This window comes from Kribbella sp. NPDC051587 (assembly GCF_044453945.1).
Classification (GTDB): domain Bacteria; phylum Actinomycetota; class Actinomycetes; order Propionibacteriales; family Kribbellaceae; genus Kribbella.
Genome location: NZ_JBITDE010000010.1, coordinates 189748 through 210329 on the forward strand (window position 1 = coordinate 189748; position 20582 = coordinate 210329).

The 20582-nt window shown below is 68.3% G+C and carries 17 protein-coding genes and 1 tRNA gene; 11 read left to right on the plus strand and 7 right to left on the minus strand.

From position 1 onward, the window contains the following. Positions 1-1558: 1558 nt before the first annotated feature. Positions 1559-2335 carry a PrsW family intramembrane metalloprotease gene (locus tag ACIA49_RS30380; protein ID WP_396381068.1) on the minus strand — a complete coding sequence of 259 codons (777 nt, stop codon included), beginning with the start codon at positions 2333-2335 and terminating at the stop codon, positions 1559-1561. Between the two features lie 151 nt (positions 2336-2486). Here ACIA49_RS30380 and ACIA49_RS30385 point away from each other — a divergent pair, with 151 nt between their 5' ends. Next, on the plus strand, positions 2487-6074 hold the full coding sequence (locus ACIA49_RS30385) for a S8 family serine peptidase (protein ID WP_396381070.1): 3588 nt from the start codon (positions 2487-2489) through the stop codon (positions 6072-6074). Positions 6075-6110: 36 nt separating this feature from the next. On the opposite strand, the gene ACIA49_RS30390 is transcribed toward ACIA49_RS30385, so the two are convergent. Then, positions 6111-7091 (minus strand): helix-turn-helix domain-containing protein, encoded by a 981-nt coding sequence (locus tag ACIA49_RS30390; protein ID WP_396381072.1) that lies wholly within the window; start codon positions 7089-7091, stop codon positions 6111-6113. Positions 7092-7333: 242 nt separating this feature from the next. Here ACIA49_RS30390 and ACIA49_RS30395 point away from each other — a divergent pair, with 242 nt between their 5' ends. Together ACIA49_RS30395 and ACIA49_RS30400 are read left to right on the plus strand one after the other, a co-directional pair. Further along, complete coding sequence (locus ACIA49_RS30395; RefSeq protein ID WP_396381074.1) at positions 7334-7465, plus strand: hypothetical protein; 132 nt, start codon at positions 7334-7336, stop codon at positions 7463-7465. A gap of 65 nt (positions 7466-7530) precedes the next feature. Further along, positions 7531-8361, plus strand: a complete 831-nt coding sequence (locus ACIA49_RS30400; RefSeq protein WP_396381075.1) for a carbon-nitrogen hydrolase family protein — start codon at positions 7531-7533, stop codon at positions 8359-8361. 68 nt (positions 8362-8429) lie between these two features. Here the strand turns inward: ACIA49_RS30400 and ACIA49_RS30405 are convergent. Next, positions 8430-8513 (minus strand) — tRNA-Leu (locus tag ACIA49_RS30405). A gap of 180 nt (positions 8514-8693) precedes the next feature. On the opposite strand from ACIA49_RS30405, the gene ACIA49_RS30410 reads away from it, so the two are divergent. The 6 genes from ACIA49_RS30410 to pknB all read left to right on the plus strand — a co-directional run bounded on the left by ACIA49_RS30410 (position 8694) and on the right by pknB (position 16190). Further along, positions 8694-9527, plus strand: coding sequence for an FhaA domain-containing protein (locus ACIA49_RS30410; RefSeq protein ID WP_396381076.1), 834 nt, complete (start codon positions 8694-8696; stop codon positions 9525-9527). Between the two features lie 10 nt (positions 9528-9537). After that, on the plus strand, positions 9538-10020 hold the full coding sequence (locus tag ACIA49_RS30415; protein ID WP_396381078.1) for an FHA domain-containing protein: 483 nt from the start codon (positions 9538-9540) through the stop codon (positions 10018-10020). A gap of 10 nt (positions 10021-10030) precedes the next feature. Then, positions 10031-11413: a PP2C family protein-serine/threonine phosphatase gene (locus ACIA49_RS30420; protein ID WP_396381080.1), complete on the plus strand. Its 1383-nt coding sequence runs from the start codon at positions 10031-10033 to the stop codon at positions 11411-11413. Further along, positions 11410-12795: an FtsW/RodA/SpoVE family cell cycle protein gene (locus ACIA49_RS30425; protein WP_396381082.1), complete on the plus strand. Its 1386-nt coding sequence runs from the start codon at positions 11410-11412 to the stop codon at positions 12793-12795. Before ACIA49_RS30420 ends, ACIA49_RS30425 begins: the two co-directional genes overlap by 4 nt. Further along, positions 12792-14246 carry a peptidoglycan D,D-transpeptidase FtsI family protein gene (locus ACIA49_RS30430; protein ID WP_396381083.1) on the plus strand — a complete coding sequence of 485 codons (1455 nt, stop codon included), beginning with the start codon at positions 12792-12794 and terminating at the stop codon, positions 14244-14246. The genes ACIA49_RS30425 and ACIA49_RS30430 overlap by 4 nt, the downstream gene beginning before the upstream one ends. A gap of 114 nt (positions 14247-14360) precedes the next feature. Continuing rightward, on the plus strand, positions 14361-16190 hold the full coding sequence (gene pknB / locus ACIA49_RS30435; RefSeq protein WP_396381085.1) for a Stk1 family PASTA domain-containing Ser/Thr kinase: 1830 nt from the start codon (positions 14361-14363) through the stop codon (positions 16188-16190). A 51-nt stretch (positions 16191-16241) separates the two neighbouring features. Here the strand turns inward: pknB and ACIA49_RS30440 are convergent, their stop codons facing one another. Genes ACIA49_RS30440 through ACIA49_RS30450 form a run of 3 tightly spaced genes read right to left on the minus strand, consistent with a single transcriptional unit; the run spans position 16242 to position 18333 of the window. Then, on the minus strand, positions 16242-16907 hold the full coding sequence (locus ACIA49_RS30440) for a VOC family protein (RefSeq protein ID WP_396381086.1): 666 nt from the start codon (positions 16905-16907) through the stop codon (positions 16242-16244). A 15-nt stretch (positions 16908-16922) separates the two neighbouring features. Then, a complete protein-coding gene (locus ACIA49_RS30445) occupies positions 16923-17540 on the minus strand; it encodes an aminodeoxychorismate/anthranilate synthase component II (RefSeq protein WP_396381088.1) in 618 nt (205 codons plus the stop codon). A 19-nt stretch (positions 17541-17559) separates the two neighbouring features. Further along, positions 17560-18333 carry a DUF881 domain-containing protein gene (locus tag ACIA49_RS30450; protein WP_396381090.1) on the minus strand — a complete coding sequence of 258 codons (774 nt, stop codon included), beginning with the start codon at positions 18331-18333 and terminating at the stop codon, positions 17560-17562. A gap of 113 nt (positions 18334-18446) precedes the next feature. Between ACIA49_RS30450 and ACIA49_RS30455 the strand changes: the two genes are divergently transcribed. Continuing rightward, positions 18447-18707, plus strand: a complete 261-nt coding sequence (locus ACIA49_RS30455) for a cell division protein CrgA (RefSeq protein WP_396381091.1) — start codon at positions 18447-18449, stop codon at positions 18705-18707. A gap of 21 nt (positions 18708-18728) precedes the next feature. Here the strand turns inward: ACIA49_RS30455 and ACIA49_RS30460 are convergent, their stop codons facing one another. After that, positions 18729-19715 (minus strand): ABC transporter substrate-binding protein, encoded by a 987-nt coding sequence (locus ACIA49_RS30460; RefSeq protein ID WP_396381093.1) that lies wholly within the window; start codon positions 19713-19715, stop codon positions 18729-18731. 257 nt (positions 19716-19972) lie between these two features. Between ACIA49_RS30460 and ACIA49_RS30465 the strand changes: the two genes are divergently transcribed. Then, positions 19973-20497 (plus strand): EXLDI protein, encoded by a 525-nt coding sequence (locus ACIA49_RS30465; RefSeq protein WP_396381094.1) that lies wholly within the window; start codon positions 19973-19975, stop codon positions 20495-20497. Positions 20498-20582: the final 85 nt, after the last annotated feature.

Genomic DNA, 20582 nt, shown 5'->3' on the forward strand with positions numbered 1-20582 from the left:
ATTATCCAAACATCGGGCTACTCTCCGCCATCCCGGTCACCCACAGCCGCGCCAGTACGGCGGGGGCCCTCGCCCGCCGCTCCAACCCCGGGCCGGCCAGTACGGCCGGACAGTTGCCCGCCGCTCCAACCCCAGGCCGGCCGGTACGGCGGCGACGGTCGCCCGCCACTCCAACCCCGGGCCAGCCGGTACGGCGAGCATGGTTGCCCGCCGCTCCAACTGCGGCCGGGCACGCCGCCTGTGGTTCCTCGCCGCTGCGGCCGGCTTACAGTGACGGGTGGCTGGCGTCCGGCGCGGGGCTGAGGGAGATGGATCCGTCGCGACCGCGTCCACGTCGCTTGAGCTTCCGGGCTTCGGTTGCCGCCGGTAGCGAGCATGCCTGCAAAGTGACCCACCGCGCCGAACACCCCCACAAGCCCTCACCGGCCCTCACCCCTGATCCCCATTTGATGGGTTCACCCATCAGCTTCTGGGTTCTGCACCCGCATGCGAGTCCAGAACCCACCACCTCACGGGCTAACCCACCAAATGGCGACCGCAGGGGCCGCCGGGAGTACCCCCGCACCCGGCGATCCTCACCAGCCATCCCCATTTGATGGGTCCACCCATCAGCTTGTGGGTTCTGCACCCACATACGAGTACAGAACCCACCACCTCACGGGCTAACCCACCAAATGGCGACCGCAGGGGCCGCCGGGAGTACCCCCGCACCCGGCGACCCTCACCAGCCATCCCCATTTGATGGGTCCACCCATCAACTTGTGGGTTCTGCACCCACATACGAGTACAGAACCCACCACCCCATGGGCTAACCCACCAGATGGCGGTGACCGACATTCCTGGGGTAGTGCCGCGCCCGGCGACCCTCGCTCAGTGGTGGATTTTCGTCACCGAGTCCCCACAACTCCCCAATTAACGCGACCAACGCCCGCACTGGGGTCCGCCTGCTCGTTATCGGTGACTTTTTCGGCGCCTAGACCCGAAAAGTTCACCCATAACGCGAAACACGCCCCCTGCCGACCGCCCCCGTTCGCAGGCTGGAACGTTTTGTCCACATAGCGACCTGACCGTCTCCTCGGCGCCGATCTCGAACCTCAGCCACAGCCCGGAAGCTCAAGCAACGGGAATCGCGGTCGCCGACCGCACCATCCCCCTCAGCCCCGCGCCCACGCCAACCACCCGCCACTGTAAATCGGCCGCAGCGGCGAGCAACCACAAACCCACGCCCCCGGCCGCAGACGGAATGGCGAGCAACCACACACGCCGTACCGAACAGCACCCCGCCCCCCCAACATCCCCCTGATGCATTTGAACGGATATCCCCTGAAATGGTCCCTTCTCACCTCGAATTTCCAGGGGAGAAGGGACCACTTGCGGGGTTATCCGTTCAAATTGCCGGAGGTGGAGCGGCGGGAACGACGGCCGCGCCGTACTGGCCGAGGCGTACGGGCCACCAGTCGGGGGCGTGAACAGGAAGTGGTGGGCGGGGACAGGTCATAGCTTGTTCAAGGGCACGACAGGGAGTGCGAGCCCCGGCGAGCGCGGGTGGGTGGTGCGGCTAGTGGGCGGCGTCCCAGCGTTGGGCTCGGCGGAGGCCGTAGAGGAGGAGGCCGATGGAGATGGCGCCTACTACGGCGTAGGTGACTACGCCGCCGATTCCGTCCCAGGCGGTGTGGAGGGCGACGGCTAGGGCGTACATGCCGGCGAAGCCCGCCAGGTGTCTGCTGGTGGGGGCGCTGACGAACCGCCAGAGGCCCCAGCAGCTCAGGCCGGTCCAGGCGGCGTGGCCGGCGGGGGACAGGAGGCCGCGGACGAAGAGGGTCTGCTCGGCGGCGCCGACGTTTCCGCCCGACTGGAGCAGGGCGACGAAGGCGTAGCCCATCGTTTCCAGTACGGCGAAGCCGGTGCCGACCGCTACGCCGATGACGATCCCGCGTCCGATCGAGCTGCGGTAGCGGTGCCCGAAGAAGACCACCAGGATTGCGGGGACGACCAGTTTGGCCGCCTCCTCGATCAGGCCGACTCCGAGCATCGGGAGTGTGCCCAGTCGGCGCATGGCGTCGTACTCGAGTAGTCCGGCGACCACTACGCCCACCACGCCGCCGAATAGCAGGCAGCCGCCCAGGGTGGGGCCGTCGATCAGCCAGCGGCCGGAGCGGCCGGCCGCGAAGGTGACGAAGGTCAGCGGGACGACGAGGGCCCCGAGCAGGATCATCGTCGGGAAGAGGTTCGGGTTGTTGGTGTCGGCAAGTACTGCGAGGACCGCGAAGTACAGGGCCGCACCGACCAGCAGCGTGCCGAGCCACGCCCACTTCCGCACCGCAGACACAGTCATGTGCTGATGGTGCCGGTGCTGGCGTGGTTGCGCCATGTCGCAGGGACGGCAGTGATGGACAGGGCGGATCACCGTGACGAGATTGCAAACTCAACCCGAAGGGGTTGCCCCCAATCCTTGAACTTCACCCTCCGAACGAGGAGACCTGCCCATGCGCTCCCCACGGATCACCGCGGTCGCAGTCGCCGCGGTTCTGACCCTCGGCGTCGTACCGGTGACCCCGGCCGTCGCCGCGGCACCGCCCCCGCGCGCCAACAGCGCGCATCCGACCACCGCCTCGGTCACCCTGATCACCGGTGACGTCGTGTCGGTCACCGACGCGGGTAACGGCAAGAAGGCGGCCAGTGTCCAGCCGGCACCGGGCCGCGAACGCATCGCGTTCCACACCGTCGAGGCCGACGGCGGCCTCCGCGTCCTGCCGAGTGACGCCGTCCCGTACATCTCCACCGGAGTCCTCGACGTCGACCTGTTCGACGTCGACGAGCTCATCCGGGACGGGTACGGCGACGCTGCCGCCCAGCAACTCCCGTTGATCGTCAAGTACGCCGGTGGCCTCCGCAGCGCCTCCACACTCGCCGGTACGACGACCACCCGGCCACTGGAGTCGATCGGCGCCTCCGCGGTGTCCGCGGCCAAGGACCAACTGCCCACGCTGTGGAAGTCGCTCTCGGGCGCGCATGCGCTGAGCGGTGGCGTCAGCAAGGTCTGGCTGGACGGCAAGGTGCGTCCGGTGCTGGACAAGAGCGTGCCGCAGATCGGTGCGCCGGACGCGTGGAAGGCCGGCTACCAAGGCTCCGGCGTACAGGTCGCCGTACTGGACACCGGTGTGGATGCGCAGCATCCGGACCTGGCCGGCAAGGTCAAGGAAGCTCAGGACTTCTCCGGCAGCGAGACCGGACCGGTTGATCACTTCGGCCACGGCACGCACGTCGCAGCGACGATCGCCGGCACCGGTGCGGGCGCCGGTGGCACCCGCAAGGGGGTGGCGCCGCAGGCGGACCTGCTGATCGGCAAGGTGCTCAACGACGACGGCATCGGCTACGACTCGTGGATCATCGCCGGGATGGAGTGGGCGGCCGCGAAGGGCGCCAAGGTCGTCAACATGAGCCTCGGCGGAGAGGCGACCGACGGTACTGATCCGCTGAGCCAGGCCGTCAACGACATCACCGCCCGGACCGGCACGCTGTTCGTCGTTGCAGCCGGCAACGACGGCCCGAGTGACGAGACAGTCGGTACGCCGGGCTCAGCAGCCGCCGCACTCACCGTCGGAGCCGTGGACCGCGCTGACAAGCTCGCCGACTTCTCCAGCCGCGGACCGCGGCTGGGCGACGGCGGACTGAAGCCGGAGATCACTGCACCGGGTGTGGAGATCGTCGCGGCCCGCGCAGCCGGCACCGCCATGGGCAACCCGGTGGACAACCTCTACACCGCAGCCTCCGGTACGTCGATGGCCACGCCGCACGTGGCCGGCGCTGCGGCGCTCCTCGCGCAACAGCACCCGGACTGGAAGGCCGACCAGCTCAAGAACGCACTGGTCAGCACGGCGAAGACGCAGGCGAACCAGACCGTCTACCAGCAGGGCGCCGGCCGCGTGGACCTCACACGTGCAGTCGCTCAGCAGGTGTTCGCCAGCGGTGTGGCCGACTTCGGCCTGACCGCAGGCAGCCGTCAGATCACCTTCCGAAACGACGGCGCCACCCCGATCACGCTGGCACTGTCAACGGCAGTCACCAACCTCGACAGCGGTAAGGCAGAGTCCGACGCGTTCGGTCTGCCAGCCACCGTCACTGTCCCGGCGCACGGAAGCACCGACGTCTCACTCAACCTGGACGGCGCCAAGCTCGAGCGCGGTCTGCACAGTGGCTGGGTCACAGCGACCGGACCGAACGGAGTGCTCACCCACACTGCGGTTGGCGCCTTCAAGCAGGGCCCCAAGCACACAGTGACGTTGCGGGCGGTCGGACTGGACGGCAAGCCGACCGGTGTCCCGGTCATCTCGCTCTACGGCAGCAACGCGCGGTCCGACGTACTGGCTTGGATCGGTGACGGTCAGACCTACCAGGCCGAGGTCGAGGAGGGCACGTACCTGCTGCACTCGCTGGTCGAGGACTACGACCCGGAGCACGAGCAGGTCAGCCTGTTCACCGATCCGAACGTCCTGGTCGACAAGGACCGGGAGATCGTCATCGACGCGCGCAAGGCGGTACCGATCTCCATCGAGACCCCGAAGCCGTCCGAGCAGCAGTCGATCCTGAGCTACTACGTGCATCGCGAGTACCCGAACGGCCGCTCGATCAGCCACGGGGTGATGCACTTCAGCACCGTGCAACAGGTGAACGTGACGCCGACCAAGCCGGTCAAGGACGGCAAGTTCGAGTTCTCGTCCCGCTGGCAACTGGTCGCACCGATGGTCCAGACCTCGATGCCTGACCTCGACATCAACCTGCTGCACCAGTCGCCGTCGTACGAGGGCAAGCGGCGCTTCCCGCTCACCCTCAAGCCCACCAAGGGCGCACTGCTGGTCGAGCGCACCCGGGACGACGTGAGCGAGAGCGAGCAGATCGCGGCAGCGGCCGCTGCTGGAGCCGCTGCGATCATCCTGGTCCGTCCTGCTGATCAAGGCGCTTGGACGGTATGGCGGCCGACGGGCGATCGTGAACCCATCCCCGCGATGGTGACCACCAATGGGAACGGTCAGAAGCTGATCGAGCGGGCCAAGCGCAGCCACGCCACCATCGACGTCACGCTGACCACGTCGAGCCCCTACCTGTACGACGTACAGCAGGTCTCGACCGGATCGATCCCCAGCAAGATCGACTACCGGGTGACTGCGCAGAACTCCGCTCACGTGACCACGCGCTACAACGACAACGGTGGATTCGGCTGGGAGAAGGAGCAGCGGTTCGGCTGGCGTCCGTGGCAGGACTACTCCTGGAACGACTCGCAGCGGTTCGTCCAGACGCCCAAGGTCCGCGAGGAGTGGGTGACGTCCGGTGACTCGCTCTGGCAGCACCGGGTGAGCCACGGCTACGGCTGGGACACCATGAACCCACTCCAGGGCGGCATGACCGAGCGGCCGAAGAGCTACCGCGCCGGTACGTCGAACGAGACGTGGTTCGGTCCGGTCGTCCGGCCAGCCGCAGCGACCGGTGTGGTCTCCACCCGCACCGGTGACCGGCTCTCACTGCGCATCCCGACGTTCGTCGACGCAGACGGGCACTACACGATCGGTGAGACCACGGCAGCGTCCGCGACGCTCTCACGCAACGGCACTGTGGTCGCCCAGCTCCCCGACGCGTGGCAGGACGTCATCACCAGCAGCGGCGACGCGTCGTACCGGCTGGACCTCAGCACCGAACGGGACGATCCGGACGGTGAGTGGCTCTGGGGCACCAAGACTCAGACCAGCTGGGACTTCCGCTCAGCCAAGACCGCAGAGGACAAGGCGACGCCGCTGTCCCTGCTGCAGGTCGGCTACAAGGCACCGACCGACCTGACCGGCCGTGCGTCACGCACGCACCTCCTGGGCTTCGAAGCGCCGAAGGCCACCGGCCTGCAGGCGTGGGCGTCGTACGACGAAGGCAAGTCCTGGCAGCGACTCCCCGTGGTGGGTGCACTCGGCCACTACCTCGCCATCGTCACCAACGCCCGCAACACCGTCTCCCTCAAGGTCCAGGCGACCGGCACAGGCGGCACCAAGGTCACTCAGACCGTGATCAGGGCCTACGGCATCAAGTAGTCCCGGCCACCGGCCTGGTCAGATCCAGTCGCCCGTCTAGATCCAGTGACGGCGGGCGGCTTGGTAGGCCAGGCCGGTGCGGGTGTCCACGCCGGCGAGGCTCATCAGGCGGTCGAGGCGGCGCTGGACGGTACGGCGGCTGATGCCGAGCTGGGAGGCGATCGACTTGTCGGGGACTCCGGCGACCAGGAGTGAGAGCAGGAAGCGTTCGTTGTCGTCGAGGATCTCGGTCGTCGGCGACTGTGCGGAGTGCAGCGTCACCGGAGTGGCCATCTCCCAGTGGCTCTCGAACAGCGCCAGTACGGCGTCGAGGAGCTGACCGCGGTTGATCACAGCTGCGGTCGGCTCACCGATGCCTAGCTCGTCGTCGCGGACCAGTGGGCAGACTGCGGTCGCCCGGTCCACGATCGCGAGCCGGACCGGCAGGGAGGGGAGTGTCCTGGCCTCCTCACCCCAGCTGATGCCTTCCGCGATGGTGTCGAGCTCACCGGGGGTTTCGAGCAGCGCTCGCTCGTAGATGGCGCGATAGCGCACGCCACGGGACAGAGCGCCGTACTCCTCGGTGTTCTCGGCGCCTTGCATCGCCAGCGGGTTCGCACGGCAGAACCAGAGGATCTCCTCGCGGGCAGACTCCTGCAGGTCGCGGAGCCGCTCGCGCAGTGCCGTCGCGCCGACGACGACCTCGACCAGGTGGTGGGCGTCGCGACGGCTCGCACTGGCCCGGAACTCCTCGCTCAGCAACGCCACCGTCTTGCGGGCTGCTTCGAGGGACTCCTGACGGCGCAGGAGCGTCGTACCGAGTGCGACGTCCGGAGGCAGCGCGCGGAACACCGGCTCGTCGGCGGACTGGCTGACCGCGACCAGCCCCTTCGCCTGCAACCGCTGCAGCAGCTCGTCCGCCTCGTGCGGCGGCAGCTCGGCCACCTCCGCCAGCTCCGCGGAGCGCGCGGCCGACAAGCCGACCAGCAGCCGGTAGGCCCGTTCTTCCCGGGCGTCGAGCAACAAGCCGTCCTGCATCGATTCACCTCCCGACCACCAGCTAACCAGTCCGGCTGCGCCCACGGCGACCGTTTTCCGTGCGGCTTTGATCAAACTCTTACTGGCACTGATCAGACATGACACTTCTGCGCCATCACGAGCAAGGTGAGCGACCGTCACTGCACAGATACGTTCCCCACCCCACCACCCCGATCTGGCCAGTCAGTTGTCAGCGGACCTCGCCGCCGCCGAGTCGTCCCGCCGTTCGAATCGAGAAACTCATGAGCCTGACCGACCTGGCCGGCATCGCCGGTCTCATCAGCGCGGCCCTGCTGGCCCTGTGGATGCTCCTCGGCGCCCCGAACCTCCGCCCCACCGCACAGACCGGACGGCACCGGCGCCCGCGGGCTTAGTTGCCGAGGCCAACATTCCCGCGCCGGTCCGCGGTTCTGTCGGCGCGGGCTGAGACGGTAGGGCGATGACGGGGATTCGCATGGCCATCGCTCAGCCGACCATCACCGCGGACGCGGCCGCGAACGGGAAGAAGGTCCGTTCGCTGATGCGGAAGGCGGCGGCCGGGCGGGCGCGGCTGGTGCAGTTCCCCGAAGGCATGCTGAGCGGTTACGCCAAGGAGCAGATCGGCGACTGGTCGCAGGTCGACTGGGACAGCGTCCGGTCAGAGCTCGAGCAGATCATGGCGCTGGCCGCCGAGCTGGAGATCTGGGTCGTGCTCGGCTCCGCGCATCCGCTGACGCCGCCGCACCGCCCGCACAACAGCCTGTACGTCATCTCCGACGCCGGGCTGCTGGTCGACCGCTACGACAAGCGGTTCTGCTCGCACACCGAGCTCACGCACTTCTACACGCCCGGCTTCGAGCCGGTCGTGTTCGACGTCGACGGCTACCGCTTCGGTGCGCTGATCTGCGTCGAGATCAACTTCCCGCAGCTGTTCAGTCAGTACGAGCGGCTCGGGGTCGAGTGCCTGCTGCTCTCGGCGTACCCGGTCGATGTCGGCTTCGAGCTGAAGGCCCGGGCGCACGCCGCGATCAACTGCTACTGGATCGCCATGTCGCTGCCGGGCCAGACCATCGACCTGATGCCGGCCGGCCTGATCAACCCGGCCGGCATCTACACGACCCAGGTGCTCGGCACCTCCGAGCTCGCCTTCGCCACCATCGACCGCGACGACCAGACCGTCGCCGGCCCACTCAAGGGCGCCCGCCCCTGGCGCGCCGCCGCGACCAAGGGCGACATCTACCGCGCCCGCGCCGTCACCGACCCCCGCTCGGCCAACCGGACGGCCCTGTGAGCGACGACACCCCCGGGGCAACAAAAAATCCCGGTCTCTCGACCGGGATTCCTGCTTGGCATTCGCTGTGCGCGAGGGGGGAGTTGAACCCCCACGCCCTTTCGGGCACACGGACCTGAACCGTGCGCGTCTGCCTATTCCGCCACCCGCGCGCTGCTGCTTGGATCATGTCTGTGACCTGTCCTTGCAACGAGAAGGAACATTAGCACGGGAATGTCGAGTGCTTCACATTGCGGGTTCGGTCGAACCTCCCGTTACGATCGATCGTCGTACCCGGTGTGTCCGCCACGACCGGTGGATACGGACCGTGGACCGACCGTGGAGGAGGAGGCGTGCGACCGCTGCAGCGCTTCGAGCGACGTCTGGAGGGCATCGTGAGCGGTGTCTTCGCGCGTGCGTTCAAGGGCGACGTCGAGCCGATCGAGCTGGCCGCGGCGCTCAAGCGTGAGATCGACAACACCGCCCGGATCCTGTCCCGGGACCGGCGGCTGGTGCCGAATCACTTCACCATCGAACTGGGCCCGGGCGATTTCGAGCGCCTGAACGCGTACGGCCGGACCCTCAACCACGAGCTGTCCAACGAGCTCCGGGACCATGCCGACATCCAGCGGTACACGTTCTCCGGGCCGATCGAGATCGAGCTGACCCAGCAGGACGACCTCCCGACCGGTAAGTTCCGGGTGGTCAGTGCAACCGTCGGGACACCACAACGGCGGAGCCCGTCCTATGAGCAGCCCTACCAGCAGGAGCCCTACGTGCCGCCGAACGACGGCCAGACGGTGCTGCAGAGCGCCCCGGTCCCCCCACCGCCCGTACCGCAGCCACAGCGCAGCGGCCACCCGCAGGTGATGCTCGAGGTCAACGGGCGTCGCCGGCCGGTCAACCCGCCGGGCGTCGTGCTCGGCCGTGGCACCGACGCGGACATCCAGATCAACGACCCCGGGGTGTCCCGGCGGCACGCGGAGATCCGGCTGATGCCCGAGGGCAACGGCGGGATCCGGGTGGTGCTGGTGGACCTCGGGTCGACCAACGGCACGCTGGTGAACGGCCGTCGGGCGGCCGAGGTCGAGCTGGTCGACGGCTCGACCGTCCGGATCGGCAACACCACCATGACGTTGCGGCTGGCGGACGAGCCGATGCCTCAGCCGCCGAGCAGCGGGTGGTGACCGCACCACCATGTCGGAACTGACGCTGACCCTGATCAAACTGGGGTTCCTGGCCCTGCTGTGGATGTTCGTCCTGGCCGTGCTGTCCGTGATTCGCTCCGACCTGTTCGGCGCGAAGGTGGACAGCCGGGCCGCGGCGGCCGTCGTACCGGCGACGGCCCGGACCCCGAAGCCGGCCAAGCCGGTGAAGAAGCGCAAGGGCCTGCCCGGCTCGGTGACGATCGCCGACGGGCCGCAGGCGGGGGTCGGCGCGACCCTGGTCGAGGAGCCCGTCGTGATCGGCCGTGGCTCGGACTGCCAGATCCGGCTCGACGACGACTACTCCTCCACCCGGCACTCGCGGCTGTTCCTGTCCGAGGGTCAGTGGTGGGTCGAGGATCTCGGCTCCACCAACGGGACGTACCTGGACGGCCAGCGGGTGACCCGCCCGGTGCCGGCCGAGATCGGTGGCTCGATCCGGATCGGCCGGACGACGCTGAACATCGCGAAGTAGGCCTGCCTCGATGACCCTGTCGCTCGACTACGCCGCACTGTCCGATGTCGGACGGGTGCGCCGCAACAACGAGGACTCGGCGTACGCCGGTCCGCACCTGCTGCTGCTCGCCGATGGAATGGGTGGCGCGGCAGCCGGTGAGGTGGCCAGCGCGGCGGCGGTCCAGGTGATCCGGCGGCTCGACACCGCCACCATCGGCGGCGAGGACATGATCGAGGCGCTGGCCGGCGCCGTGCACCGGGCCAACGAGCGGCTGTCCGAGCTGGTCGAGGAGGACCCCGAGCGCGAGGGCATGGGGTCCACCGTGACCGCGCTGATGTTCGACGGTCGGCAGCTCGGCCTGGCCCACCTCGGCGACTCCCGCGCGTACCGGATGCGGGACGGCCTGCTCTACCAGCTCAGCCACGACCACACCTTCGTGCAGTCGCTGGTCGACGAGGGCCGGATCTCCCAGGAGGAGGCCTTCACCCACCCGCACCGCAACCTGATCCTGCGGGTGCTGGACGGCCGCCCGGACTCCGATCCCGACCTGCAGATCCTGGACGTCCAGGCGGGCGACCGCCTGATGCTGTGCAGCGACGGCCTGCCGGACTACGTCGCCGCCGAGGTGATCGCCGCCTCGATGGCCGACGGTACGCCGGACTCGGTCGTCGTCGAGCTGATCACCCACGCGCTCGAAGCCGGCTCGAACGACAACATCACCTGTGTCGTGGCCGACGTGGTCGAGACCGCACCGGCCAGCGGCACCACGCCGCAGCTGGTCGGGGCCGCGGCCGAGCTCGCCCAGGGCGGCACCGGTCGCGGTGAGGCGACCACGCTGGTCCCCGGTGGCAGCAACAGCGGTGGCAGCGGTCGCGGTCGCGCCCTCGACCCCGAGGAGCTGCGCTACGCACCCCGGCCACCGAAGCGGTTCCCATGGCTGCGCCGCATCGTGGCAGTGGTGATCATCCTCGGTCTGCTCGGTGGCGCCGGCTGGATCGGGTATCGGTGGACCCAGGACCAGTACTACGTCGGCGCCGACGGTGGCTTCGTGGCGATCTATCAGGGTGTGGACGCGGAGATTCCCGGCCTGAACCTGACGAAGGTGTACGAGAAGCAGCAGCTGCAGGTGGACAAACTCCCGACGTACAACCGCCAGCAAGTGGAGAGCAACATCGAGGCTGACGATCTGTCCGGCGCCCGCGCGATCGTGAGCGAGCTGCAGCGCACTGCCGAGGAGTGCGCCAAGAAGCTCACGCCGACGCCCAAGCCGAGCACGACGCCCACCAAGCCACCCGCCTCGAAGGGGCCGGTCTCGAAGGCGCCGACCACCGCGCCGACGAAGGCCCCGTCCGGTACGCCGAGCACTCCGGCCGGCGAGGCCAACCCGGACGACTGCGACGGCGTCAAATGAGCATTGCCTCCACGTCGGTCATCCAGATCATCCCGCGCACCCGGCGCGGGGTGGAGCTGTTCCTGCTCCTGATCGCCGTCGGGATCTCGGTCGGCGCCTATGTGAACATCGGCATCACCGCCCAGGGCGGTGTCCCGGCGAGTACCGGACCGTACGCCGCCGGGATCGGCGTCCTCGCCCTGATCGCCCATCTCGCGCTGCGCTTCCGGGCACCGTACGCGGATCCGGTGATCCTGCCGTGCGCGGTGCTGCTGAACGGCCTCGGCGTCGCGATGATCCACCGGATCGACCTCGGCCTGCCGACGATCGGCAGGGACAAGGGCGTCCCGTTCGCACCGCAGCAGATCACCTGGACCGCGGTCGGAGTGCTGCTGTTCGTCGCGGTGATCATCGTCATCCGCGACCACCGCCGGCTGCAGGCCTTCACCTACACGCTCGGCCTGGTCGGTCTGGTCCTGCTCATCCTGCCGCTCGTGCCGGGCATCGGCGCGAACATCAACGGCGCCTCGATCTGGATCCGGGTCGCCGGGATGTCGTTCCAGCCCGGTGAGTTCGCCAAGGTCTGCCTGGTCATCTTCTTCGCCGGCTACCTGGTCGTGAAGCGCGACGTGCTGACGCTGGCCGGTCGCCGGTTCCTCGGTCTGGACCTGCCGCGGGCCCGTGACCTCGGCCCGATCCTGATCGCCTGGCTGGTCAGCCTGGGGGTCCTGGTCTTCGAGAGCGACCTCGGCTCCTCGCTGCTGTTCTTCGGCCTGTTCCTGTTCCTGCTGTACGTCGCGACCGAGCGGGCCGGCTGGCTGATCATCGGTGGCCTGCTGTTCGTGGCCGGCGCGTACTTCGCCTACCAGACCTTCGGGCACGTCACCAAGCGGATCGACGACTGGCTGGACCCGTTCTCGATCGACGGCGGTCAGATCGCCGGCGGCCTGATGGGTCAGGCCTGGGGCGGCATCCTCGGCCGCGGTCTCGGCCAGGGCCAGCCGTTCCGGACGCTCTACTCCAACAGCGACATGATCATCTCCTCGATGGCCGAGGAGCTCGGGCTGACCGGGCTGATCGCGATCCTGCTCGTCTACACGCTGATCATCGAGCGCGGCCTGCGGACGGCGCTCGGCTGCCGGGACATCTTCGGCAAGCTGGTCGCGACCGGTCTGGCGATGTCGTTCTCGCTGCAGGTCTTCGTGATCGTCGGCGGTGTCACCGGCCTGATCCCGCTGACCGGTCTGGCCACCCCGTTCATGGCCCTGGGCGGTACGTCGCTGGTCGCGAACTGGGCGATCATCGCGCTGCTGCTGCGGATCAGCGACCAGGCCCGCCGCCCCCAGACCCCAGCCGCCCCAGTGTCCGACGAAACGATCGCGATGGCGGTGCAGAAGCAGTGAATGCGGCAATCCGAAAACTCGCGGTGGCGGCGATGGTGCTGATGCTCGCCCTGATGGCGAACTCGACGTACCTGCAGGCGTTCCGGTCCAACGAGATCAACGGGAAGAACAACAACCGGCGGGTGCAGGACTCACAGTTCTCGATCGACCGCGGCCCGATCCTGATCGGGACCAACAGCCCGATCGCGAAGAGCGATCCGGTGAACGACCGCTACAAGTACCAGCGCACCTACTCCAACGGACCGGTCTACGCCCCGATCACGGGCTACTACTCCTACGTGTTCGGCCGGGCCGGGATCGAGCTGAACCAGAACTCGGAGCTGAACGGTTCCGACCCGTCGCTGGCCTTCCGCCGGATCATCGACGTGATCAGCAACCGTCCGCAGCAGGGGGCCAGCGTCGGTCTGACGCTGAACGGGGCCGCCCAGATGGCGGCGTACAAGGGACTGGGCGACAAGAAGGGCGCGGTCGTCGCGATCGAGCCGAAGACCGGCAAGATCCTGGCCCTGGCGAGCACCCCGTCGTACGACCCGAACCAGCTCGCATCGCACGACCTGGACAAGGCACAGGCCTACTGGAACAAGCTGGCCAAGGACCCGGACAAGCCGGCGCTGAACCGGGCCGCCCGCGAGACCTACCCGCCCGGCTCGACGTTCAAGCTGGTCACCGCCGCGGCCGCGCTCTCCAGCGGCCAGTACACGCCGGAGACCAAGGTCAACTCGCCGGCCGAGCTGCCGCTCCCGCAGACCACCACCCCGTTGGTGAACGAGGACCGCAAGAACTGCGGCGGCAGCAACAACGCGACCCTGACGATCGCGCTGCGCTACTCCTGCAACACCGCCTTCGGCAGCGTCGGCATGACGCTCGGCGCGGACGCGCTCCGCGACCAGGCGGCGAAGTTCGGCTTCGGCGAGCGCCAACTGCCGGAGCTGTCCGGTGTGGCCAGCGCGTTCCCCGCGGACCCGAACCAGCCGCAGACCGCGCAGTCCGCGATCGGCCAGTTCGACGTCCGCGCGACGCCGCTGCAGATGGCGATGGTCGCCGCCGGGATCGCGAACAAGGGCGAGGTGATGAAGCCCTACCTGGTCCAGAGCGTGAAGACCGCGAACCTGAAGACGGTCTCCGAGACCAAGCCGGAGTCGCTGCACCAGGCGGTGACGCCCGAGGTCGCGGCGCAGCTGACCGGCATGATGATCGACGTGGTCAAGAACGGCACCGGTAAGAAGGGCCAGATCGACGGCATCGAGGTGGCCGGCAAGACCGGTACGGCGCAGACCTCGCCCGAGCGCCCGCCGTTCGCCTGGTTCACGGCGTTCGCGCCGGCCAACGACCCGCAGATCGCGGTCGCGGTGATGATCGAGTCGGCCGACGTCGCGCGCAACGACATCGCCGGTGGCGCGCTGGCCGCGCCGATCTCGAAAGCGGTGATGGAGGCGGTGCTCCAGCGATGAGCACCATACGGAATGATGCGTGCACAGAGCGTCTTTCCAACGGGGATCCACTGGTGGCGGCCGCTACCGTGGGCAAATTGAGTGTGTTTCCGGACAGGTTGGAAGGCTGAGGTCATGACATCGCAGGCACGTCTCGTCGGCGGCCGGTACGAAGAAGGCGAACCGCTCGGCCGCGGCGGCATGGCCGAAGTGCGCCGGGGGATCGACAACCGGCTCGGCCGAGCCGTCGCGATCAAACGGCTGCGGGTCGACCTGGCCAGCGACTCGACCTTCCAGGCGAGATTCCGGCGGGAGGCCCAGTCGGCCGCCTCGCTGAACCACCCGACGATCGTCTCGGTCTACGACACCGGCGAGGAGCCGGACCCGAACGGCTCCGGCATCACCATCCCGTACATCGTGATGGAGCTGGTGACCGGCAAGACCCTGCGTGACCTGATCCGCGAGGGCCGCAAGATCATGCCCGAGCGCGCCCTGGAGATCACCTCCGGTGTGCTCGAGGCGCTCGACTACAGCCACCGGGCCGGCATCGTGCACCGCGACATCAAGCCCGGCAACGTGATGCTGACCCCGCAGGGTCAGGTCAAGGTGATGGACTTCGGCATCGCCCGCGCGGTCGCCGACACGACGTCGGACATGACCCAGACCGCGGCCGTCATCGGTACGGCGCAGTACCTGTCGCCCGAGCAGGCCCGCGGTGAGACCGTGGACGCCCGCTCCGACCTGTACTCGACCGGCTGCCTGCTCTACGAACTGCTCGTCGGCCGGCCGCCGTTCGTCGGTGAGTCGCCGGTGTCGGTGGCCTACCAGCATGTCCGGGAGCAGCCGCTGCCGCCGTCGTCGTTCGATCCCGACATCCCGCCGGAGGTCGACGCCGTCGTCCTCAAGGCGCTGGTGAAGAACCGCGACGAGCGTTACCAGAGCGCGAACGAGATGCGCCAGGACCTGCACCGCGTGCTCGCCGGCCAGCAGGTGACCGCGCCGATGGCCGCGGTCGCCGAGACCCGCGCGATGGCTCCGACCCGGGTCGCGCCCGCCGCGGCGACCCAGGCGTTCCGGCAGACCGGCGACGACCTGCTGCCGCCCGGTGGTGGCGACGACGAGATCGCGGACGCCCGGGCCCGTCGTAACCGCGGTCTGGCCTACTTCCTGCTCGGCCTGGCGATCGTCGCGATCGCGATCGGTGGCTACGCGCTGATCAACCACCAGGGGAACAAGGGCGACAACCCCGGCGGCGGCTCGGCCAGCACCCCGGTGGCGAACAAGGTCGCCGTACCTGATGTCAGCGGGCTGACCACCGCGCAGGCCAAGGCGAAGCTGGCGGAGGTCAAGCTGGTGTTCGCGCAGGGTGACTCGGTCCCGAGCCAGACCGTCGACAAGGGCAAGGCCATCTCGTCCACGCCGTCATCCGGCACGGAGGCCGAGGAGAACTCGACCGTCACGGTGGTCTTCTCCTCCGGTCAGCAGGAATTCGGCGTGCCGGACGTGATCGGTCTGTCGGAGGGCAAGGCCCGGTCCAAGATCGAGGGCGCGCCCGGTGCGTTCAAGGTCGCGGACAAGAATGTCGAGCAGGACTCCGACAAGCCGGCCGGCACCGTGCTCGACATCAGCCCGGACCCGAGCAAGAAGTACGGATCCGGTACGACGTTCACGCTGACCGTGTCCAGCGGCAAGGTGATGGTCGAGGTACCGAACCTGCTGACCGCGTCGGCCGACGACGCGATCGCCCAGCTGAAGGCCAAGGGCTTCGTCCCCGGCCAGAAGTACGGCGAGGACCCGAACTCGCCCGACGGCACCGTGCTCGCGCAGAGCGTCGAGGGTGGCAAGACGGCACCGAAGGGCAGCACGATCACGCTGACCATCAACCGGCTGCCGGATACCCCGCCGACCGGGGATCCGAGTGGCGACCCGAGCGACCCGACGAACACGCCGATCATCGGCGGCTGACGGAACGGCAAAGCCCCTGCGAACTCCGGGTTCGCAGGGGCTTTTGTTTGTTCAGTACGTCGTCGGCGCGCGCCGGATCACGATCTCCTCGCCGTCGGCGGTCCGGACCGCGACCGCGTGCAGTCCTGGATCGCCGGGGACGAACCGCAGTGGCAGCGCATCGAAGGTGTCCGCGCCGATGTGTTCACGGAACAGCTCGCGATCGCCGGCCACCTCCAGCCAGGCCACACCTTCCGCCGTACGGCGGCCTGTCACCGCGCGGCGAGCCGGGTTCTTGTCCGGATCGTCGCGGAAGTACCAGTTCGGCAAGCCTTGCTGCCGGGCCAAGCGCGCCACCTCGCCGGACGGCGTGTTGGTGACAATCCGCTGGGTTCCGTCGGGTTCGCGACGTCCCGGCCGGACCTGGACCTCGCTGCCCAGCCGCGCGGCGACCTCGTCCAACTCCTCGCGGGTGTCCGCGCGCAGGCACCAGAACATCCACCGGTCGGAACCATCGGCAGTGGCCCGCTGGAACAGCTCGGCCGGGCCCTCGACGGCGCCGGTGACACCCTCCACCTCCAGGTACACGTCGCCGCCCAGCGGAAAGATCCAGTTGCTCAGGCCGCCGCCGGCGAACACCCCGCCTTCGTAGTTACCGAGCCCGGTCGCTTCGGCCAGCCGCCGGACGCCGTCGGAGAAGTCCGGGACGGCCAGCGCCATGTGGTCCAGGTGGAACAAGGGAGCGCCTCCAGGTCAGCTGACGAGCGGGGCCATGCCGGCCGAGCGCTCGACTGCCTCGGGGTCGCCGCACATCTCGAGCCAGTTGGCGAGCATCCGGTGACCGCCCTCGGTGAGCACGGACTCGGGGTGGAACTGGACGCCCTCCACCGGCAGGTCGCGGTGCCGGGCAGCCATGATCACGCCGGCCTCGGTCCGGGCCGTCACCTGCAGCTCGTCAGGCACGGTGTCCTGCTCGATGGCCAGCGAGTGGTAGCGGGTCGCGGTGAACGGCGACGGCAGCCCGCTCAGTACACCGGCGCCCTCGTGGAACACCTGGCTGGTCTTGCCGTGCAGCAGCTCATCCGCGCGGCCGACGACACCGCCGTACGCGACGCCGATCGCCTGCAGCCCGAGGCAGACGCCGAAGATCGGCACCTCGCCGCCGGCCTCCTTGACGATGTCCACACAGGCACCGGCCTCTTCCGGGGTGCCGGGACCGGGGGAGAGCAGCACCCCGTCGTACGCCGTGACCTGGTCAGGAGTGACCTCGTCGTTGCGCAGCACAATGGTCTCGGCCTGCAACTGCTGCAGGTACTGCACGAGGTTGTAGACGAACGAGTCGTAGTTGTCGACGACGAGGATCCGCGGCATGCGGTCCATTCTGACAGGCTCAGCGGCCGCCCGTGGCCGTCGGGCTCACGGTGGGTGTCCGGTCGAACCCGGGCACGGCCGCGCTCTGCAGGTCCAGGGTGCCTTCGTAGGCCGGCATCGCGATCGCCGACTCGGACTTCACGTCGTACCCGAGCTGGAACTTCACCACGTAGTCCTGCAGGTTCTCGATGTACTTCGAGTCGTCCAGCGCCTGCTGCAGCTTCCGCCGGTCGCCGATCGCCGTGATCTTGTACGGCGGGAGATACGGAACGCCGTGGAGGACGACCGAGTTGCCGACGCACTTGATCCCGGTCGTCGAGATGACCCGGTGGTTCTGGATCGAGAGCGCCTCCGCGCCGCCGGCCCAGAGCGCGTTCACCACGGCCTGGATGTCCTGCTGGTGGATGACCAGCCAGTCGGCGTCGACGTCCGGGTTGTCCCGGACCACTTCCTTCGGCGCGTCCTTGAGCGTCACGGTCAGCCCGGGACCGGTCACCGGCGTGATGCCGACCGCGTCGGACAGGTTCTTGAGCCGCTGGGCCACCTTCGGATCGATCGAACCTTGCTGCGTCTGCAGCTTCTCGATGTCCTGGGTGAGCGTGGCGTGCTGCCGGACCAGGGCCGCGCTGCGGCGGCTCTGCTCCTCCACCAGCCCGGCCAGGGTGGTGTTCCGGCTGGGGCGCAGATCGGTCCCGCGGGCGCTGGTGGCACTGGTCGCGAACAGCAGACCGGCGCACAGCAGGGCCAACGGCACCCCTGCCCGCCACAGCGAAATCCGCTTCCACTGACGCACCAGTCACCTCCAGATCGCTCTCTGCACTACGCTAACCCGGGACCGGACCCGACAGGTCCGTGCCTCCTGGCCCTCAAGAGGTCAGCTTATGCGTCCTTACAAGGAGTTCAGCCGTGCCCGAGTCGAGCAGCCGTAACAAGAAGAAGACCGACAAGGTCAAGACCGAGAAGACGCCGAAGCAGCCGCGCACACAGAGCCGGGTGTGGGTGGCTCCGCTGATGCTGGCTTCCTGGCTGCTCGGCCTCGCCTGGCTGGTCGTCTTCTACGTCGCCGGCCAGGACGTGCCGCTGATGAAGGACCTCGGCAACTGGAACCTGCTGGTCGGCATGGGCCTGATCGCGCTGGGCTTCGTCGTCTCCACCCAGTGGGTCTGACCTCCTCCTGAAGCACGGACCTCAGCCGGCCACGGGGCGCACCGTGCCGAGATTCGTGGTGAACTGACGGAACACGGGCGCGAACTGCGCCCAGCTCGGCGGAGTCTCCGGGTTGAACGCGAAGACCTGCTTCGCCCGTACGGCGGGCAGCCGGGCGAACGTGGGGTATTTGGCCGCGTCGGTGAGATACGGCTCGGTGTTGCGCCCGTCGTACAGGATGACGTCGGCGGGGTACTTGTCGGCGAGCTCCCAGGACACGCTCTCCCAGGTCGGCTTGGCCGGGTCGACCTTGGGGACGACGAACCCGACGCCGAGCTTCTGCAACTGCGACAGCCCCATGAACGCGGCCGGGTTGCCGAAATAGAGGCCGTCGGCACCCCCGGACAGGAACAGGACCTTGAGTCCCTTCTGCTGGGCGGCCTGGTCGGTGACCGCCTTCGACGCGGCGCCGAACTCCTCCTTGGCCTTGACCACCGGCGCGGCCTTCAGGTCCGCGCCGAGCGCGGTCGCGAGAGCGACGTACCGGTCGATCACGGTGTCGACGGAGTGCAGCTGGTGCTCGATACCGAGCGACGGGCAGATCGCCGCGATCCCGGCGGTCGATTCCTTCGGGACGTACCAGAGCTCCGTCGTGAGGTAGGTCGGGGCGATCAGCAGGTCGGGCTTCAGCGCGGCGAACTTCTCCAGGCCGAACTCGCCGTACGTCTCGCTGATCGAGGTCACCTTGGTGACATCGACGTTGCCGGCCAGGTCCGAGGCGGTGCCGTCGGGCTTCTTGGACTGGCCGAACGTGCCGACCGGACGCAGGCCGAGGTCCCACAGCGCGGCGGCGGACGAGAGCTGGGCGACCAGCGTCGCCGGGCGGGACGGCCGGGTGATCTTCACCCCGCGGTCGTCGGTGAACTCCCAGGGGCCGGTCGTGGCGGGCGGCTGGTCCTTCGAGTTGGAGCAGGCGGTGAGCACGACGGCTCCCGCTCCGAGCAACAGGCTGCGCCGGGAAAGCGCCATCGGGCCACTCCTTCACAGGGGAAAATAAGGCAAGCCTTACCTTAGATCACAGCCGTTCGTCGGAGTTATCCACACCCGTATCCCCAGCTGTGCACACCGTTTTGGCCGACTTATCCCCAGGTTGAGCCCAGGTTTTCCACCGTTTCCACCGCGAACTGGCCGAAATCTGTGGATAAAACGGGTTTGGGTGCCCACTGTTTCCACACCGTTCATCTCGATCTGGCGCTCTACGTACAGCTATGCGTATAGTTGTACTTATGCCGAACAAGACGATCTACGTGTCGGACGACGACCTGGCGCTCTACAAGCGCGCGCAGGAGCTGGCCGGCAACCTGTCCTCGGCGATCTCGATCGCCCTGCGCAAGTACGTCGAGCTGGAGGAAGGCCGGCTCGCGGGGTACGACGAGATCACCGTCCGGGTCGGTCGCGGCTCCGGACGCAAGCAACGGTTCTCCGGAGTGCTGCTCGCCGAGGGTGGCCGATCCAGCAGTTCCGGTTACGAGGCCTTCAAGGTGTACCGCAGCCGGACCGGAAAGTTCGTGCTGCACGCCGATCGCAGCAAGCAGTTCACCCAGAGCGGTGACGACGAGAAGTACCTGACCGGCTGGCGCTCCTGGGTCGGCAACTGGAGCACCGACCAGTCCTGGAGCATGGCCCAGGGCGAAGCAACCCTCGAGGTCGTCGACACCGTCGAGGAGCTGCGTGACCTGATCCCCGAGGACCTCTACGCACTGGTCGAGATGGCCGCCGACCAGCCCGCGGTGGAGGACCTCGACATCTAGTCCCCCACACTCTCCCAGCCGATGCCTGCCAGGTAGCTCGGCCGATCGAACACACCCTTTTCCACCCACACCACACCCCAGGGCG

What these genes read in the sequence shown, in the direction of transcription:
- ACIA49_RS30415 (WP_396381078.1), top strand. Translation starts at nt 9,538, where the DNA reads ATGTCGGAACTGACGCTGACCCTGATCAAACTGGGGTTCCTGGCCCTG.
- ACIA49_RS30465 (WP_396381094.1), top strand. Translation starts at nt 19,973, where the DNA reads ATGCCGAACAAGACGATCTACGTGTCGGACGACGACCTGGCGCTCTAC.
- ACIA49_RS30395 (WP_396381074.1), top strand. Translation starts at nt 7,334, where the DNA reads ATGAGCCTGACCGACCTGGCCGGCATCGCCGGTCTCATCAGCGCGGCC.
- ACIA49_RS30445 (WP_396381088.1), bottom strand. Translation starts at nt 17,540, where the DNA reads ATGCCGCGGATCCTCGTCGTCGACAACTACGACTCGTTCGTCTACAAC.
- ACIA49_RS30400 (WP_396381075.1), top strand. Translation starts at nt 7,531, where the DNA reads ATGACGGGGATTCGCATGGCCATCGCTCAGCCGACCATCACCGCGGAC.
- ACIA49_RS30425 (WP_396381082.1), top strand. Translation starts at nt 11,410, where the DNA reads ATGAGCATTGCCTCCACGTCGGTCATCCAGATCATCCCGCGCACCCGG.
- ACIA49_RS30420 (WP_396381080.1), top strand. Translation starts at nt 10,031, where the DNA reads ATGACCCTGTCGCTCGACTACGCCGCACTGTCCGATGTCGGACGGGTG.
- ACIA49_RS30460 (WP_396381093.1), bottom strand. Translation starts at nt 19,715, where the DNA reads ATGGCGCTTTCCCGGCGCAGCCTGTTGCTCGGAGCGGGAGCCGTCGTG.
- ACIA49_RS30380 (WP_396381068.1), bottom strand. Translation starts at nt 2,335, where the DNA reads ATGACTGTGTCTGCGGTGCGGAAGTGGGCGTGGCTCGGCACGCTGCTG.
- ACIA49_RS30385 (WP_396381070.1), top strand. Translation starts at nt 2,487, where the DNA reads ATGCGCTCCCCACGGATCACCGCGGTCGCAGTCGCCGCGGTTCTGACC.
- ACIA49_RS30390 (WP_396381072.1), bottom strand. Translation starts at nt 7,091, where the DNA reads ATGCAGGACGGCTTGTTGCTCGACGCCCGGGAAGAACGGGCCTACCGG.
- pknB (WP_396381085.1), top strand. Translation starts at nt 14,361, where the DNA reads ATGACATCGCAGGCACGTCTCGTCGGCGGCCGGTACGAAGAAGGCGAA.